Genomic DNA, 17233 nt, shown 5'->3' with positions numbered 1-17233 from the left:
CGTCCCGCAAGTGGATTGATTGGTATGTGAGCCATGATGGAGAAAACCTGCTCCGACCTGAATGACGTATGTGGTAGTGTTTCAGGACATTCAACAAACGGAGCGCGACCATGCATCGAGTCGGGTATCTGCTCACGGAAGGTTTTCAGGTCATGGCGCTGGCGACCCAGTCGGTGTTCGAGTTCGCCAACATCGTCACCGGCAAAGCCGTGTACAAGGTGCAGAACTTTTCCCAGGCCGGCGGCATCGTCAGCTCCTCGCTGGGCTTGCACGTCGATACGTTGCCACTGACGCAGGCGGGGCTGGCCGACAGTTGGCTGGTGGCTGGCACGCTGACTCCGCTGACGCCGCCCGATGCTGACGTGCTGCAAAGCGTGCGCGGGCTCGCCGACGGCGCACGCCGCGTGGCCGGCATCTGCACCGGCTCGTTCGTACTGGCGCAGGCCGGTGTACTGGATAATCGCCGCGTGACCACGCACTGGGCGTTCGCCCCGGCGCTGCGCAGGATGCATCCGTCGGTGAATGTCGAGGACGACCGCATCTTCATCATCGACGGTCCGGTGTGGACATCGGCGGGCATGACCGCTGGTGTCGACATGGCGCTGGGTATGGTCGAGAAGGATCTGGGCAGCGAAATCGCCCGCTCGGTCGCCCATCGAATGGTGATGCATCAGCGTAGGTCCGGAGGGCAGTCGCAACATTCGGAATTGCTGTCGCTGTCGCCCAAATCCGACCGCATTCAGAGTGCGCTGGATTACGCGCGCAAGCACCTCAATCGCCCGCTGAGCGTCGAAGAATTGGCCGAAGTGGTGCACTTGAGTCCGCGGCAATTCACCCGCGTTTTCACCGCCGAAACCGGCCAGTCACCAGCCAAGGCGATAGAGAGCCTGCGCCTGGAAGCGGCGCGTTTGCTGATCGAGCAGAGCAGTCACAGTCTGGATGTAGTCGCCAGGGAAACCGGGTTTCGTGACCGCCGGCACATGCGCGAGGTGTTCATGCGCGGCTTTGGCGTGCCGCCGCAGGCGGTACGGCGGGATTCGCGGCGGATGGTGTGAGGCTCGTGTTGGTTAATCAACGTCCCAATACCAAGGAGCGAGCCTGCTCGAGATGACGCAGCCCATTCACAGCCACATAAACAGAAAACCCTCAGCCCGTTTAAACAGTTACTCCAGCCTTAAGCAAACGGCTACAACGCCTTGCGCCATTCCCTACGACTACGCCAGAATCCGCCGGCTTGTGCGTCTGCCGTTCCCTCCGTAACTTGATTCCTGTCACTGCTCATCAGTGATCGGGTCTGCAAGCCCGTCGGAAATCAGTCGCATAGCCCTGCCAAGGACACTCGTTCGTGTCCGCTCAATGGCGGCTTTGTGCGGGAGACCTTCGGGTCTGCCGGGTTCCTGATTTCCCGGTCTTGCAGACCCGCACACAGCTGCCACCCATCATCTGCAAGTGATGTTGGTAGCTCCAGACGAATAATCAGGAGTTTCACCATGTTCAAAGTCACACCCAATCCCCCAACCACCGACCCCGCATCGCCCTACGAATCCTGCGGCTCGAAAAAGCTTCACGAAGCCGCCGAACGCGCCCTCGATCACTACCTCGGCCCCGCCGAAATCCTGGCCAGCACCAACACTCCGGAACAGATGTTCCTCGCCAACCCGAAATACGACACCGAGTCCCTGCTGGCCAACGCCAGCGAATCCCTCGGCTCGGCCACCACCATGCTCTACGACTTCGCCGCGCTGCTCGACAACCCGCGCCGCAAGACGCTGCTGGGCATTGCCCAGGTCGTCATGCTTGGCGAGATCGCGGTAAATCAGGCGTTGGATAAAGTCGAAGTAGCCAAATGACCCGCAATGCGACGAGCGCAAAACCTCGTCCCAATCCCCGGGCGCGCCATGGCTGGCACACGGCCACGGCTTGCACCACCCGGCCTCGACTGTCACCCTTCGGGCCGTTCTTCAAGGATTAGAACAAGGAATCAAGGATTGAGTGGCTACGTTCCAAACCCGCCGAAAAACTACCGCTACGAACAAGCCAAACCCGTCGACCTGCACGCCCAGCACTGGGCCGAGTATGAGAAACACGGGAAAGAGCCCGCGCGCGAGCCTGAGAAAATAGGCATTGCGTTGAGGATCGGGGTTTTCTTTGATGGCACAGGCAACAATGCGAACAACTCTGCTGCGGGGTTGTTGTGTGGTGCTCAGCATCCGATTGCGCCTGAGGATATTCCAGCTAGCTGCATGCCTTATATGAGTGACCCGGATAGTAGTTATGGTGCCGGGCCTACGAATATCAAGAAATTGTTTTCTCTGTATAAAAAGACCCAGAAAGCCGAAGGCGATGGCTTTCTTAAGTACGTCTCAAGCCCAATATATGTCGAAGGTATAGGCACTGAAAGCAATCAGATGGATAGCGCTGTAGGTGCTGGAACGGGGCGAGGTGAGACTGGTGTCACGAGTCGCGTACAAGCGTCCTTCACGCAGATAAAACAAGCTATCGAAGAGGCACTGCAAGAGAACCCCGACAGTGAAATTGCGTCCCTGACGTTCGATACATTTGGCTTCAGTCGTGGGGCTGCTGCTGCACGGCACTTCGCAAATGAAGTGGTGCGGGGTAAGCAAGGAGCTTTAGGAGATCTCCTAAACCGGAACGCCGCAGATTTCAGTCGCACCTTTGATAATAAATACGGAAACGGCATCAAAATGGGTTTCATCGGGCTCTTTGACACGGTGCCCTCAATTGCCGGCTTCACCAATCTTGGCCGGGTGAAAAGTCCTATAGCTCCCGGTGTGAGGCTCTACCTGGACCGTCAATACTTCACGGATGTCGTACATCTCGTAGCGCGTGATGAGTGTCGCGCTAATTTTGCGCTCAGCCGAGTGAAGCCCGCGCACCCTGAGTACACTCTTCCCGGGGTTCATTCGGATATTGGCGGCAGCTATCTTGATGAAGTAGAGGAACGCGTGCTTGTCAGTCCGATGCAAACTCTCGATGTACCTCGGTACGTAGACGTTTCAACGACGTCGATTTATCACGACGCCGCGCGCGTAAAAAGCGAGTGGCTTGCTAAAGGATGGCCTCCGCATCTGCTGGAGGTTGTCACCCCGGCTTCCGTGGAAATTCCGCAGGAGCATCAAGACAGACTCTCACCGGGGCAGAAGCGGGTATATGCCGCTCTACAATTGAAACGTCCGGTGAGTGGAAAACTTTCGAGAGTTTATTTAAGAGTCATGTATCAGCTGGCAAAAGAAAAGGGTGTTCAATTCATTGATATACCGGAAGATGACGAATACTCCGTGCCGGCAGAACTGCAACCTCTGTGTGACCGATTTCTCACCGGAAACTACAGAACAACTGCAGAAGAAGAGGCTTTGCTCAAGCTGAAGTACATTCATACCTCTGCAAACTGGAATCATCCCCTTGGAAGAAGAGACGGGAGCGGTATTGATGCTGTTTACATCAACGCCCCGACGGAAGACGCGATCCGTGTACAACATCCTCACGTAGCTGATTGGAAGCTCTGGTAATGAAGTCTGTAATCGCTCTGCTTGTCGCCTTATTGTTAATGGGCTGCCAGAAAGGAGGTTTCGAAAGTGGAGAAAATGACCCCAAGTCTCCTTGGTGGCAAATAGGATTCGTTGAGCCGAATTACATGAAGATCTGGGTTGAGGACAGCTCGGTGCTGGATATCAATAACAGAATGTTTTTCAGAGTCGGTGGAAAATCCGCTCCCGGAGGCGAACCAGAAGATGGGACGGAGTCTGCCCGTGGTTGGGGAACAGTCGGTGGTTCTGGAGTTTTGGTTACCGGTGCTGACCTTCCTCGAATGATTTTTGTCCGTTGGCAGTCGATATCGGAGCAGAAAACCTATAAAGGCTTCATAGAGATTCCAGAAGAAGCGAGGCAACTGATGGTGCAGTCCACACATCAGCGGTGCCCGAAGACTCCCGAAAGAACCGCACGTTACTCCGCAACGCTGCTTGTGGGGCTCGCCCCGGGGGGAGTGCTTCAAGCGTGGGTCAGGGACTCCTGCCACCGCCCGATAAAAGTCTCCCATGCTCAAGGCGAACTCGAACCTCTCGGCCCGGAGCAGGGCAAGCATGGCGGGCGCTATGCCTATCCCGTGAGTGAGAAGGCCAAGCGTTACATTGATAAGTTCGGCATCCCGTACGGTAGTTGGTAAATGACGTTGATGGAGCGCCATCTACTTTTCAGGCGCCAGACCGTTTCAATTTCGCTGAGTCGAATTAGCGGGGCGGCGTCTTGAGAATAGAAAAGGCCGACCGTTTCGATGATGTCGACTACGATGCAGGCTATGAGTATCGAGGGTTCAATTACCTGATTCTGGATGGTGTCGATCAGTTTCTCGTCAGAACTTACGATGACCAACCCGGTAGCGCGACGGTTGTACGCCCTGCCATGACCACAAGCACCAGACTCAGAACGCTGGCGGAATTCTTACGAACGGAGCTGGAGGTAACTGCGATTTATCTCTACAGGGGTGAAATAGGAAGCTATGCCCAGGTAGACCTCGAGAGCCTGCAATTCTGCTGATCCGGTATCGAGCCGGGGGCGATAAGCAGGACTCGCCAACCAAGAGTCCCGCCACCACATCCCCTCAAACCTCAGCCTTCACCCCAACCTTCACCGGCGCTTTGCGATACGTCAGCAAAACAATCCCGCTCACTACAATCACTCCACCCACGATCTGTCCCCTGCTGAGCATTTGATCCAGCACAATCCAGCCCATCAACAACGTCGTCAGTGGTTCGATATTCATCACCGGGGCGTTGCGCGGCATGTCCAACCTGGGCACGGAAATGAACAACACAATGAAGCCGGTCCCATAAAGCACCACAAGCGTGGCGAGGGCCAGCCAGCCGGTTGAGGTGGCGGGAAGGTTGAGTCCGCCGGGGAGGGCGCCGGTCAGGCCGGCCAGGTTGACGCTGCTGAACACGATGAAGATAGTCAGCAGGCTGCGCACCGAGCCGCGCACCTGCGACAGTTTGTGGTCGGTGATCCACAGCGCGCAGGCGAAGACGCTGGCGGCGCAGAAGGCGAGTGCGACGCCCAGTAGCCATTCCGGGCCGACGCTGGCGCTGTCTGACAGACGTCCGGGGACGTCCAGTACGAACACCAATCCCACGAGAATCAAGCCCATCAACATCGCGGTGCGCGCGCTTGGTCGTGGGCCGCCCAGCGCCCAGGTCAGCAAGGCGAGCAGGATCGGAAACACGTTGGCCACCAGCAGCGCCAAAGCGACCGGGACCCGCGCGACAGCGGAGTACAGACACAGGCTCTGCGCAGTAATCAGCAGGCCCAACAACAGTTGCCAACGCCACGCGCCCGTCGGCAGACGCAGGCTTTGCCGCTGCCACAGAACGAGAATGGCCAGCACCAGCAAGGTCCCGCCCGAGCGCATCAGAATCGCCAGCAACACGCCCGCGCCATCATCAAAAGCGACCCGTGCCGCGACGTGGTTGCCGGCGAACGCACAACCCATGCACAACAGAATGATCACGGCGAGATAACGGGGGAAGGGCGGCGGTACGGTTGGCGCAAACTCAGGACGGGACATGGCAGATCTCAAAAATGATAGCCACTCGGGGTGGCTCAGGTTTTTATTATGTTGTCGTACAACTGCCCGATTTGTACCGTAATCGAGCAGACGCGGCAAGCTAGAAAGGCTTGAAAGACCGCGTAGGCGTGATGCTGGTTGAGTTTCAGAGGTCGTATAACTTGCTTTTAAGCCCGAGCATCGAGGAGAGCGGCCCAACCATCCTCCCGAGCCTGACCGACCAGGAAATCCACAAACGCCCGGGTTTTGGCTGGCAGCAGTTTCTGGCTGGAAAAGTACAAATAGATCTGTCCCGCATCGACATGCCAGCCCGGCAAAACCCTTTCCAGCGTGCCGTCCCGCAGATAAGGCAGCACATCGGGAACCGCCAACAGCGCAACCCCCAATCCCAAGCGCGCGCACTGACACAGCGCTTGCGGGTCGTTGACCAACAGGCGCGGCGTCAACTCCAGCGGTGCTCGTTTCCCGTCGGGCCCTTGCAGCATCCAGCTGCGCACCTTGCCGGTCTGTACCGAGCGCATGGCCAGATGATCCAGCGTCGCCAGCTCTTCGATGTGCCGGATGCGCTTGTGTGCCGAGAGGTATTCCTTCGATGCCACCAGAATCAGATGCGCCGGCGCGATGGCCCTGGCCACGACACCTTGCGCGAGTTCGATGCCGCCGCCGATAGCCGCATCAAACCCGTCCGCGATGAGATCGACCTGGCGATTGTCGACGTGCCATTCAGGGGTCACGGCGGGGTATTGCTTGAGAAACTCGGGCATCAGCGGCAACAGAAAATCCCTGGCGAAACCGGGTGCTGCGCTCAGACGCAAAAGCCCTGAAGGCTCTCCGGCATTGCCGGCCACGTCGGCAATCGCCGCTTGAACACTTTCCAGTCCCGAACCGACGTTGGCCAGAAAGCGTTCTCCCGCTTCGGTCAGCGTGAGTTTGCGCGTGCTGCGCTGAAACAAGCGTACGCCGAGGTTGGCCTCCAGCTGCGCGACATTGCGACTGACCGCCGCGGGAGTCAGGCCCAGGCGCCGCGCCGCCGCAGAAAAGCTTCCCGCCTCGGCGCTGCGCACGAATGAGAGCAAATTGCCTAAGGTTTCCATCTGCGCACCTTCAACGAATGATTGAAAGTGATTCTAGGTGGCTTCCACTACTGGTGGAAGATCAAAAGGCGTCTCATAGCCTCATCAACTCCAACCACCCAGAGGCTCGACCATGAACACTTCTACGCTTCCACTGACCGGCAAAATCGCCATCGTGACCGGAGGCTCACGCAGCATCGGCGCAGCAATCGCCAAGCGGCTCGCGGCAGATGGCGCCACCGTCACTATCACCTACAACGCATCGCCAGATCGCGCCGAAGCGGTGGTGCAGGAAATCGTTGCGGCGGGCGGCCAGGCTGTGGCGCTGGCGGCCGATGCGGGCAATCCCGAGGCTGTACGTGCAGCGATTGCCGAGGTTGCACAGCGTTTTGGCAAGATCGACATTCTGGTGAACAACGCTGGTATCAGCCTGCTCGGTGCCCCGGAGGACATCGCCTTTGAGGACTTTCAACGCATCCTTGCGGTGAACGTGACCGGCGTCTTCGTCGCCACTCAGCAAGCGCTCAAACACATGGGGCAGGGCGGTCGCATCATTCACATCGGCAGCTCGATGGTGCAATACGCTGCGTTCGCTACCGCCTCCGTCTACACCCTGAGCAAAGGTGCGCTGACCGGTTTCAGTCGTGGACTGGTGCGCGATCTGGGCCCGCGCGGCATCACTGTGAACACCGTCCATCCCGGCCCGACCGACAGCGACATGAACCCGGCCGACGGGCCTATTGCGGACTTCTTACGCCCGAGCATCGCCATGGGGCGGTACGGCGAGGGCAAGGATGTCGCCAGTGCGGTGGCGTACCTGGCCAGTGCGGACGCCGGGTTTGTCACCGGTGCAGAATTAATCGTCGACGGCGGCTTCACAGCGTAAGGAGAGCATCATGACTATCAGCATCATTGGTACAGGCTCCATCGGCACCGCCATCGCTCGGTTGCTCGTCAACGCAGGCCTGCCGGTCAGTCTGGCCAACAGCCGTGGGCCGCAGAGCCTTGCCGGTTTGGTCGACGAATTGGGTCCACTCGCACAAGCGGTGACGGCTCAGCAAGCCAGTCAGGCGGACATTGTTTTTCTGGCGGTGAACTGGTCGAAGATCCCCGACGCGGTACGCGATCTCGGGCCTTGGGATGGACGTATCGTGATCGACGCCAACAACCCGATCGAGGCGCCACTGTTCAAACCGTTCGATCTGGGCGGCCAGCCGTCTTCGCAAGTGGTGGCGCAGATGCTGCCCGGTGCGCACGTGGTCAAGGCCTTCAACCATGTGCTCGCGGCTCTGCTGAGCGATCCCTCCGCCGAGGGCGGCAAGCGGGTGCTGTTTTATTCCGGTGAAGATGCCGCGAGCAAAACCAAAGTTGCAGAGCTGATTACTCAACTGGGTTTTTACGGCATCGACCTGGGCGGTGTGCAGCAGGGAATGCTTGCGCAGTTTCCGGGCGGACCGCTGCCAGCCTTGAACCTGGTCAAACATGGTTGACCGCTGAGCCCGGGCAACCGGGCTTCACATACCAATCGAGGATTCAAAAATGTCTGGCTCAGATTCGCGAAATATCAATGAGGTGGAAAACTACGACGCCTTGCTGCGGGCCAACCTGCAGCGCGTGTTCAACGAGCGCGATGCACACAAGCGCATTGCGGCGGTGCAGGAGCTTTTTGCAGACACACCGACGATGTACGAACCGACTGGTATCGTCACCGGGCGGGCGGCGATTTCAGAGGTGGCCGGTGCGTTGCTGGATCAGTTCGGGGCGGACTTCGCTTTTGTTCCGGAGGGGCCGGCGGTTGGGCACCATGGCTTGGGTTACCTGCGCTGGCATGCGGGCCCGAGCGCTGGGCCAACTGTTGTCCGCGGTGTTGACGTGGCGGAAATCAAAGCGGGGAAAATCGTGCGGTTGTGGGTGTTGCTGGATGCGCCCCAAGGCTGAGCCGCACGGCAGGGTGGCAAATCGGATCCCGTTGCCGCCTGTCGCCGACTGCCGATCAGATTAATATCGCGCATTGACATATCGAAAAATCTCGATATCCTCGGCGCATGGAACTGATCGAAATCTTCAAAGCCCTCTCGAACCCGACGCGCCTCAAGATCCTTGAAGGCCTGAAGGATCCCGTCAAGAACTTCCCCCCGCAGGATGAGGGTGACGTTCTCGTCGAGGGTGTCTGCGTCAGCAGCATTCAGGAAGGTATCGGCTTGTCGCAGTCGACGGTGTCGAGTTACCTGGCCACGTTGCAGCGGGTGGGGCTGGTGGAAGTGCGACGCATCGGTCAATGGACCTACTACAAACGCAATGAGGCTGCTATCAGCGCGCTTGCAGAGATCATAGGGAAAGAGCTGTAAATTTTTTTTACTCTAGGATATCGAGAATTCTCGATATCCCTCTTTATCGATACGAGGTTTTGCCATGAAAGCGATGATTTTGAAATCCTTCGGCGGTCCTGATTCGTTCGAACTCAGCGACGTTCCAAAACCGGTTCCGCAAGCGGGCCAAGTGCTGGTCCGAGTGCACGCTACTTCCATCAATCCGCTGGATTATCAGGTTCGGCGCGGTGACTATCCCGATCTGGTGCCGCTGCCGGCCATTACCGGTCACGACGTGTCGGGCGTGGTTGAAGCCGTCGGCCCGGGCGTGAGCGCTTTCGCGCCGGGCGACGAAGTCTGGTACACCCCGCAGATATTCGACGGGCAGGGCAGTTATGCCGAGTACCACGTCGCAGCCGAAAGCATCATCGCCAGAAAGCCTGGCTCGCTGAGCCACCTTGAGGCGGCCAGTCTGAGTCTGGTCGGCGGTACGGTTTGGGAAGCGCTGACCGTGCGCGCCGTGCTCCGCGTTGGCGAAAGCATTCTGATCCACGGCGGCGCCGGCGGGGTCGGCCATGTGGCGATTCAGGTGGCCAAAGCCATGGGCGCCAGAGTGTTCACCACCGTGCGCGAGGCCAACGCCGATTTCGTCCGCAGCCTGGGTGCCGACGTGGTGATCGATTACACCCAAGAGGATTACGTCGAAGCGATCATGCGCGAAACCGCCGGGCATGGCGTTGATGTGGTGTTCGACACCATCGGCGGCGATACCCTGTCCCGCAGTGCCGACGCGCTCGCCCAGCTTGGCCGCGTGGTCTCGATCGTCGATATCGCGCAGCCACAAAACCTCGTTCAGGCCTGGGGCAAGAACGCCAGCTACTATTTCGTCTTCACCCGGCAGAATCGCGGCAAGCTCGATGAACTGAGCGCGTTGGTCGAGCGCGGCCAGTTGCGGCCCCACGTTGGCGCGGTCTATTCCCTCGCCGACATCCCGCTCGCCCACGCTCGACTGGAGAGCGCCAACAACGGTCTGCTGGGAAAAATCGCCATCGCCGTCGAGCCTTCACTCATCGTCTGAATCCGCTCACTGATTTTGGAGAAACATCATGGTTTACGAGATCGCTGTGCTGCCCGTTCACCCGCATCAGACTGAAGCCTTCCGACGCGCATTTGCCGAAGTCGAACCGTTGCTCACTCGCGCCAAAGGTTACGGCGGCCACTTGCTGGCGCAAGGTATTGAAACCCCCGAGCAATTCAATTTGATCGTGCGCTGGCAATCGCTTGAGGATCACTCGCCGGGGTTTGAAGAAAGCGAAGACCACGAGCGGTTCATGCTGGGGCTGGAGGATTACTTTTCGGCAGAACCGAGGGTCTATCACATTGAGGGTGGCGCTTTTCCGGGTGGCGACTTGAGCGTTGCGGGCAGTAGCTCAAGCACAGGGAGTTGAGTGTTCTGACGGCTTTCGTCACAAGCGGCTGCTGCCGATTTTCCTCCCGCGTTGAACCACTGCAATGATGGTAGGCTGCACGAGGTCAGCCGTACCTTCTGTACTCCTGAGTTTGTTCTTTTACTGTCTGCGCCGGCGCGCCTGTCGGCGCAGATGGATTTCCTCTATGGATTACAGCCATGCGCCTGCCAGATTTCATTCTCGAAAACCTAGAGCCGATCCTGCAGGCCTGGGAAGATTTCGCCCGCACCATTGAGACACCTGGTGCGGAACTCGATAACGTCGCGCTGCGCGATCACGCCGAGCAGATGTTGCGCGCCATCGTGATCGATCTGCGGACCAAGCAGACCATGAGCGAACAAATCGCCAAAGCCCAGGGCCAAGCGCCGCGCGACGATGAAGAAACAGCTGCGGAAACCCACGCGGTGACGCGGCTGATGGCCGGTTTTACCATCGATCAGATGGTGTCGGAATACCGCGCGCTGCGCACCAGTGTGCTGACCCAATGGCTGCGTCAGGTCAAGGATGGCAAATCGGTGAATGTCGACGACATGACGCGTTTTCACGAAGCCATCGACCAGGCGCTGGCCGAGTCGATTGCCAGCTACTCGCGCGCCGTCGAGGCGTCGCGCAACGTGTTTCTGGGGATTCTCGGCCATGACTTGCGCACGCCGCTGGGGGCGATTCTGCTCGGTGCGGATATGTTGCGTCGTACCGAAGCCACCGACCCGCGCACCGGCAAAGTGGCCAGGCAGATCTACGCCAGCGTGCAGCGCGCCAGCCAGATCGTGGGCGACCTGCTGGATCTGACGCGCTGCCAGATGGGGCCGGGGATTCCGGTGAAAAAATCCTTGATCGATCTCAGCCCTGTGTGCGAGCGGGTGATCGAGGAAATCCGCGCCTTTCATCCGCAGGCCAACGTGCGGTTCGATGCGACGGAAGCGGTGATGGGAGCGTTCGATGGCGCCAGGATGGAACAGGTGTTTTCCAACATCATCAGCAATGCGGTGACCCACGGCGATGATAAGTTTCCGGTCTCGGTCGAGTTGCAGGTCCGCGAGGATTGCGCGGTGTTCACCGTACATAACGGCGGCGAACCGATCCCGGAGGATGTATTGCCGTTCATCTTCAATCCTATGGGGCGCTTCTCGCAGCGCTCCGTAGTTGATCACGGGCCCGTCGCTGGCCTCGGGCTGGGCCTGTTTATCGCTTCGGAAATCGTCGCCTCGCATGCCGGGTCGATCGAGGTCAGCTCTGACCTGAAGGGCGGAACCGTGTTTCGCGTAAAGCTTCCGGTTAATACCGAAAGCCCCGTCACCATCTAGGCCAATCGATGGAGGGCCGGCCCCGGCCCTCCAGCCTGATCACTCCTCCATCACCTCAACCAAACCGCGATCCTCACCGAGAAACCCGCCACTCTGGTGCTGCCACAGCCGCGCATAGGTGCCGTTCTTCTCCAGCAATTGCGCGTGGGTGCCTTGTTCGATGATGCGGCCTTCGTCCATGACGATCAGCCGGTCCATCGCTGCAATGGTCGACAAGCGGTGGGCGATGGCGATCACGGTTTTGCCCTGCATCATTTCATCGAGGCTTTCCTGAATCGCGACTTCAACTTCGGAATCCAGTGCGCTGGTGGCTTCGTCGAGCAGCAGGATCGGTGCGTTCTTCAGCATCACCCGGGCGATGGCGATGCGTTGTCGCTGGCCGCCGGAGAGCTTGATGCCGCGTTCGCCGACCAGCGTGTCGTAGCCGCTGTGGCCCTGCTTGTCGCTCAACTGGCTGATGAAACCATCGGCCTGGGCGTTCACCGCCGCGCGGTGGATGTCTTCGTCGGTGGCGTCCGGGCGACCGTAGGCGATGTTGTCGCGGATCGAGCGGTGCAACAGCGAGGTGTCCTGGGTGACCATGCCGATCACGCTGCGCAGACTGTCCTGAGTCACCTCGGCGATGTTCTGCCCGTCGATGCGGATCTCGCCGCGATCAACGTCGTAGAAGCGCAGCAGCAGGTTGATCAGCGTCGACTTGCCCGCACCGGAGCGGCCGACCAGGCCGATTTTTTCGCCTGGGCGAATATGCAGGGTCAAGCCGTCGAGCACCTGGCGTTCGCCGTTGTAGTTGAAGCTGACATTGTCGAAAACCACTTCGCCGCCGGCAGGCTCCAGTACTTTGGCATCCGGCGCGTCCTGGACTTTCGGGCCGCTGGTCAGGGTGGCCATGCCGTCCTGGACGGTGCCGATGTTCTCGAACAGCGAGGTCATCTGCCACATGATCCAGTGCGACATGCCATTGATGCGCAACGCCATGGCGGTGATCGCCGCAACAGCGCCGGTGCCGACTTCGCCCTGATGCCACAGCCACAACGCATAACCGCCGGCACCGAGAATCAAAGCCACCACCAGCGCCTGATTGACGATTTCGAACTGGCTCACCAGACGCATCTGGCGAAATCCGGTGAGCTTGAAATCTTCCATCGCCGCGCGGGCAAAGTGCGCTTCACGCTTGGAGTGCGAGAACAGTTTGACCGTGGTGATGTTGGTGTAGGCGTCGGCAATCCGCCCGGTCATCGACGAGCGCGCATCGGCCTGTTCCTGGCCGACCTTGCCCAGACGCGGCACGAAATACACCATCGCCAGCCCGAACAAAACGATCCACGCCAGAAACGGCAGCATCAGCTTCAGCGCAAAGCCACCGGCCAGCGCGATGATCGCAATGAAGTACACGCCGATGCCGGGGAGAATTTCGATCAGGGTGAAAAGCACCTCGCGCACCGACAACGCAGTCTGCATGACCTTGGTCGTCACCCGGCCGGAGAACTCGTCGGAGAAGAAGGACAGACTTTGCCGCAGCATCAACCGGTGAAAGTCCCAGCGCAGGCGCAGCGGCAGATTGATCGCAAGGATCTGGTGCTGGACCATCGTGCGCAGCGCCACCAGGCCTATGCTGACTACCAGCACGATGCCGATGCCCCACAACACGCGGCTTTCCTCATCACCCGCGGCGCCGCCGGATTGCCAGGTCGAGAGCAGATCCACCACTTGCCCGAGGAAAGAAAACAGCCACGCCTCGTAGATCGACACGCTGGCGCTGAGCAGGGCGAAGGCCAGGATGTAGCCGCGCGCCCCCCGGGTGCAGGCCCACAAGAAGCGCATCAGACCGACTGGCGGTGGCGGCGCCTCGTCGGGCGGGAAGGGGTCGAGCCTTTCTTCAAACAGGCGAAGCATTGTGGTCTCCGAAGTGATCAGGGTGTGGGGATTCTGCCATCTATCGGCGTTGTTGCGGGTTTCAGCGTCGTGTTGCAGATAAATGCTTGTGCCTTGTCTTGACCGCAGTCAGGCGCAGAAGCTCAACGCAATCGTGCCAAGCGCAACCTTTCGTCGCTGATCCAGACCTGACACGGCACGCTCATCAACCTCTTTGAACTCTCGCGCAAGCTGCTCCGTCATCTTCTATGTGGGGGCTCGAGGCAATGTTGCCGTGTAGTCCCGTTTTTCCGTTTTCAAGTCAGAACGCGAGGGGCCACATGAATACTCAAGACAGCAGGGCAGGCTTTGAATCAGCTGATCCGAACAGCAAGCCTGGACAGGCTTTTGAACATTTGAAGGACGACGTCAACGAAGCAATTGGCGGCGCGCGGCAACAGGCCGACGCGCAATTCGGACAGTACCGGGACACCGCGGCCGAACAGATAGAGGCACTGGCCCAAGGGGCAAAGAGCTTCGTCTCGGAGTTGCAGGACAAGGACACGCTGGGCATGTCCGACTACCTGACGGACATGGCGGATTCCATGACCGGGCTGGCGGGCAACTTGCGCGGCAAGAGTGCCGAGCAATTGCTGCACGATGCGGCGGATCTGGCGCGCAGCAATCCGGGCCTGTTCATCGCCGGCAGCATTGCTATCGGTTTCGGCCTGTCGCGGTTTCTCAAAGCCGGCACGGCCGCAGCAGCGACGGTCAGCGCCGAACATGATCCGGCGGCGGGCACGTCATCGACGCCACCGCCAGCCGATTACGGTGCGCAGCGACCCTATGAATCGTCAGTGCCGTCATCGGCCCACGCCAATCCGGGACTGGCCACCGGCATCACGCCGACCTCGCCCAGTGACAGCGATCACCCCTCTGATTTCGCCGCGGCTTCCGTACCGCACGCACCCGACGCCAAAGGAGAACTGTGATGAACAGAGATGAATCTGATCTGAGCGGAGCAAGGCCCCTCGGCCAAACGGATGACGCTTCGGTGGTCGGCCTGTTGCGACAACTGTCCCGCGAAGTCCCGGCCTTGTTCACCAAGGAACTGGCACTGGCCAAAGCCGAACTGCAGAGCAGCCTCAGCACGTTGAAGGCGGGCATCGGTGCGGTTGCTGGTGGTGCGATCGTGTTCCTCGCCGGCTTCATCATTCTGCTGATGTCGGCGGTGTACGGCCTGAGCCTGTTCATGGCGCCATGGCTGGCCGCGCTGATCGTCGGCGTGGTGGTGATGATCATCGGCTTCGCCATGCTGCAATCCGGGAAGAAGCAATTCGAGCCATCTCACTTCAAACCTGATCGCACCCTCGACGCCTTGAACAAGGATCAGGAAGCGCTGCGGAGGAAAGTCTCATGAAAAGCGAACTGGATATCGAAGCGGAAAAAAGCCCGGAGCAGATCGAGCGCGAAATCGATGCGCAACGCGCGAGCATCGGCAACATCGTCGATCAACTCGAGAGCAAATTCACCCCCGGACAGATGATCGATCAGGCCTGGGGAATGATGCAGAGCAACGGCTCGACGTTCCTCACCAATCTCGGCACCAGCGTGCGCAATAACCCGGTGCCAGCGGTGCTGACTTCCGTGGGGCTGCTCTGGCTGATGATGAGCCAGAATCGCCCGCCAGTGCCGCAACCGACCTATCGCAGCGGGCCGGATCAGGACAAGGCCGGCGAGTGGGCCGACGGTTTGGCCGACGGCATCGACACCGCCCGTGCGCATTTGCACTCGACTACAGACTCGCTGAAGGGCGGCTATGAGGCGCTGAAAGGCAAGGCCAGCCACCTCGGTGAAAACGTTGGTGCAGCGAAGGAAAACCTCAGCCATGCGATGCATGACGCCAGTGATCGACTGTCGCGTAATTCGCAAGTGCTTGGTCAGCAATTCAGCCACCTGCTCAAGGAGCAACCGCTGATGGTGGCTGCCGCTGGGGTTGCGCTCGGTGCATTACTCGGCGCGGCGTTGCCGACCACTTCAACTGAGCAGCGCTACATGGGCCGTACCAGCGCTGGTATGGTCGACAAGGCCAAGCAAAAAGCTCAGGAAGGGTATGAAGCAGTGCGTGACACGGTGACTCGAACCACTGAACAAACCGAGGTTGAGACCAATCCGGATCCGGCGCGGCCGTCGTCTTCGGATTTGTCACAGGGTCTGGGTACGTCTTGAAAGTGAGCAACAAGGGAGGCCTGCAATGGGCCTCCCTTTTTATTGGACTGCGAGTCAGGTCGATACCTCATTCTGCAAGCCTTTCAAATATTCGACCAACGTCTGTGCGCAGGCTTCAATTGCGCCGTCGACTACCAGTTCGAAACCATGGGTATTTTCGGTCGGGATCGCGATGCAGCCGGCCTGGGCGCTGATGCCTGAACTCATCACCGCACTGGCGTCGGAAGCGAAATCCACCAGCAGCGCGAACTGTGGATCGAAGCCGCAACGCTTGGCGGCGTCGGCCAAAGCCATGACCACGCCGCGCGAGTAATAGCCTTTCTGGTCGCCGGTATCGATGATCGGGTCGACGCCCAATCGCGTTGCGTATTCGCTCATCACTGGGCCGACCTCCACGGCAATCGTGGTGTCACCGGGCAGGTGCGCAGCGGCATACATCGCACCGGCGTTGCTTTCTTCCTCGAGGGTGGTGAAGACGAAGTAGGTGTCGTGCGCCAATTCGGTCGGGCTGCGCTTGAGTTGCTCGGCGGCCTGGAGCATGGCGACGACGGGCGCGCGGTCATCGAGAAAATGCGCAGCGGTGGCGTCACCCACCCGGAACGGCGTGCGCCAATGCTGGCTGAGCACGACGCGGGTGCCAGGACGCACGCCCATGTCTTGCAAGGTTTGCGGGTCGTGGCGGGTGATGATGTGCACGTCTTTCCACTCCACCGCGCCGCTCATCACATCCTGGCCCTGCGGCGAACCTGTGGTGGCGTGCATCGAGCCGAATGAGAGCACGCCGGGCAGGGTTTGCGCATCGCCGAGAATATCCACCGGACAGACACCGAAATTCACCGGGTTCGCACCGCCGAGGGCAACCACCCGCAACGTACCGTCCGGCTCGACGCGTTTGACCAGCATGGCGATCTCATCCATGTGGCCCATGATGCGCACAGCGTGCTCGCCGTCCGGATCGGGTTCGCGGCCCTTGAGCAGGCCGATGACATTGCCGGCCCGATCGGTCCAGACCTCGTCGCAATGGCGCCGCAGTTCTTCCAGGCAGATCGTCCGAACTTCGTCTTCCTGACCGCCAGGCCCGCGTGCCATGAGCAAGCGGCTCAATAGTGTTTGGGTGGATTCCTCTGTGTTGCGCGGCGAAGGCGTTTGGTTATCCGACATGCATGCTGACCTCCTTGCATCGGCGGACGTGTATCGACCGCTCAGAATTTAGGGGGCAGATTGGCGGAAAAATTCAGATTGCGTGGTGCCAGGCTATTCGCGATGCCGCTGGACCTGTGGGAGCGAGCCTGCTCGCGATATCGGTGTGTCATTCAACGTGGATGTATCTGATCTGGCGCCTTCGCGAGCAGGCTCGCTTGTATGGTAGGACTTGAAGGGAGGAGGAGGGACAAGGCTCGATTCTGACTGTTAG

18 protein-coding genes are annotated in these 17233 nt (G+C 59.6%); 14 read left to right on the top strand and 4 right to left on the bottom strand.

The window, feature by feature from the left end; translation table 11 throughout:
• Positions 1 to 110: 110 nt before the first annotated feature.
• The 4 genes from AAEZ10_RS23960 to AAEZ10_RS23945 all read left to right on the top strand — a co-directional run bounded on the left by AAEZ10_RS23960 (position 111) and on the right by AAEZ10_RS23945 (position 4186).
• Entirely contained in the window at positions 111 to 1055 is a 945-nt protein-coding gene (locus tag AAEZ10_RS23960) for a GlxA family transcriptional regulator (RefSeq protein ID WP_110645790.1), read from the top strand.
• A gap of 435 nt (positions 1056 to 1490) precedes the next feature.
• On the top strand, positions 1491 to 1850 hold the full coding sequence (locus AAEZ10_RS23955; protein ID WP_073475188.1) for a DUF6124 family protein: 360 nt from the start codon (positions 1491 to 1493) through the stop codon (positions 1848 to 1850).
• Positions 1851 to 1988: 138 nt separating this feature from the next.
• Positions 1989 to 3530 (top strand): T6SS phospholipase effector Tle1-like catalytic domain-containing protein, encoded by a 1542-nt coding sequence (locus AAEZ10_RS23950; RefSeq protein WP_350571281.1) that lies wholly within the window; start codon positions 1989 to 1991, stop codon positions 3528 to 3530.
• On the top strand, positions 3530 to 4186 hold the full coding sequence (locus AAEZ10_RS23945) for a DUF2931 family protein (protein WP_041480571.1): 657 nt from the start codon (positions 3530 to 3532) through the stop codon (positions 4184 to 4186). Before AAEZ10_RS23950 ends, AAEZ10_RS23945 begins: the two co-directional genes overlap by 1 nt.
• 435 nt (positions 4187 to 4621) lie before the next feature.
• Here the strand turns inward: AAEZ10_RS23945 and AAEZ10_RS23940 are convergent, their stop codons facing one another.
• Together AAEZ10_RS23940 and AAEZ10_RS23935 are read right to left on the bottom strand one after the other, a co-directional pair.
• A complete protein-coding gene (locus tag AAEZ10_RS23940; RefSeq protein ID WP_350571279.1) occupies positions 4622 to 5581 on the bottom strand; it encodes an EamA family transporter in 960 nt (319 codons plus the stop codon).
• Between the two features lie 167 nt (positions 5582 to 5748).
• Entirely contained in the window at positions 5749 to 6675 is a 927-nt protein-coding gene (locus tag AAEZ10_RS23935; protein ID WP_350571277.1) for a LysR family transcriptional regulator, read from the bottom strand.
• Between the two features lie 112 nt (positions 6676 to 6787).
• Here AAEZ10_RS23935 and AAEZ10_RS23930 point away from each other — a divergent pair, with 112 nt between their 5' ends.
• From AAEZ10_RS23930 to AAEZ10_RS23900, 7 genes are all read left to right on the top strand, one after another.
• Positions 6788 to 7540 (top strand): 3-oxoacyl-ACP reductase family protein, encoded by a 753-nt coding sequence (locus tag AAEZ10_RS23930; RefSeq protein WP_243243144.1) that lies wholly within the window; start codon positions 6788 to 6790, stop codon positions 7538 to 7540.
• Positions 7541 to 7547: 7 nt separating this feature from the next.
• On the top strand, positions 7548 to 8144 hold the full coding sequence (locus AAEZ10_RS23925; protein ID WP_350571345.1) for an NADPH-dependent F420 reductase: 597 nt from the start codon (positions 7548 to 7550) through the stop codon (positions 8142 to 8144).
• 49 nt (positions 8145 to 8193) lie between these two features.
• On the top strand, positions 8194 to 8592 hold the full coding sequence (locus AAEZ10_RS23920) for a nuclear transport factor 2 family protein (RefSeq protein ID WP_350571275.1): 399 nt from the start codon (positions 8194 to 8196) through the stop codon (positions 8590 to 8592).
• 107 nt (positions 8593 to 8699) lie between these two features.
• The gene (locus tag AAEZ10_RS23915; RefSeq protein ID WP_024012559.1) at positions 8700 to 9002 is read left to right on the top strand and encodes an ArsR/SmtB family transcription factor; all 303 of its coding nucleotides are present in this window, start codon (positions 8700 to 8702) and stop codon (positions 9000 to 9002) included.
• A 64-nt stretch (positions 9003 to 9066) separates the two neighbouring features.
• Complete coding sequence (locus tag AAEZ10_RS23910) at positions 9067 to 10041, top strand: zinc-dependent alcohol dehydrogenase family protein (RefSeq protein WP_350571273.1); 975 nt, start codon at positions 9067 to 9069, stop codon at positions 10039 to 10041.
• 28 nt (positions 10042 to 10069) lie between these two features.
• Positions 10070 to 10411: an antibiotic biosynthesis monooxygenase family protein gene (locus AAEZ10_RS23905; RefSeq protein ID WP_122750677.1), complete on the top strand. Its 342-nt coding sequence runs from the start codon at positions 10070 to 10072 to the stop codon at positions 10409 to 10411.
• Positions 10412 to 10590: 179 nt separating this feature from the next.
• Positions 10591 to 11736: an ATP-binding protein gene (locus AAEZ10_RS23900; RefSeq protein ID WP_350571271.1), complete on the top strand. Its 1146-nt coding sequence runs from the start codon at positions 10591 to 10593 to the stop codon at positions 11734 to 11736.
• Positions 11737 to 11775: 39 nt separating this feature from the next.
• Here AAEZ10_RS23900 and AAEZ10_RS23895 read toward each other — a convergent pair whose 3' ends face one another.
• Positions 11776 to 13632, bottom strand: a complete 1857-nt coding sequence (locus AAEZ10_RS23895) for an ABC transporter ATP-binding protein (protein ID WP_056784851.1) — start codon at positions 13630 to 13632, stop codon at positions 11776 to 11778.
• A gap of 299 nt (positions 13633 to 13931) precedes the next feature.
• On the opposite strand from AAEZ10_RS23895, the gene AAEZ10_RS23890 reads away from it, so the two are divergent.
• Genes AAEZ10_RS23890 through AAEZ10_RS23880 form a run of 3 tightly spaced genes read left to right on the top strand, consistent with a single transcriptional unit; the run spans position 13932 to position 15819 of the window.
• The gene (locus tag AAEZ10_RS23890; protein ID WP_350571269.1) at positions 13932 to 14582 is read left to right on the top strand and encodes a hypothetical protein; all 651 of its coding nucleotides are present in this window, start codon (positions 13932 to 13934) and stop codon (positions 14580 to 14582) included.
• Positions 14582 to 15010 carry a phage holin family protein gene (locus AAEZ10_RS23885; RefSeq protein ID WP_243243135.1) on the top strand — a complete coding sequence of 143 codons (429 nt, stop codon included), beginning with the start codon at positions 14582 to 14584 and terminating at the stop codon, positions 15008 to 15010. The genes AAEZ10_RS23890 and AAEZ10_RS23885 overlap by 1 nt, the downstream gene beginning before the upstream one ends.
• Positions 15007 to 15819 (top strand): DUF3618 domain-containing protein, encoded by an 813-nt coding sequence (locus AAEZ10_RS23880; protein ID WP_350571267.1) that lies wholly within the window; start codon positions 15007 to 15009, stop codon positions 15817 to 15819. Before AAEZ10_RS23885 ends, AAEZ10_RS23880 begins: the two co-directional genes overlap by 4 nt.
• A gap of 54 nt (positions 15820 to 15873) precedes the next feature.
• Here AAEZ10_RS23880 and AAEZ10_RS23875 read toward each other — a convergent pair whose 3' ends face one another.
• Positions 15874 to 16980: a M28 family peptidase gene (locus AAEZ10_RS23875; protein WP_350571265.1), complete on the bottom strand. Its 1107-nt coding sequence runs from the start codon at positions 16978 to 16980 to the stop codon at positions 15874 to 15876.
• Between the last annotated feature and the right edge of the window lie 253 nt (positions 16981 to 17233).

This window comes from Pseudomonas sp. H26/SER47-MNA-CIBAN-0231 (genome assembly GCF_040310465.1).
GTDB lineage: Bacteria > Pseudomonadota > Gammaproteobacteria > Pseudomonadales > Pseudomonadaceae > Aquipseudomonas > Aquipseudomonas atacamensis.
This window is presented reverse-complemented; position numbering and strand designations above follow the sequence as displayed.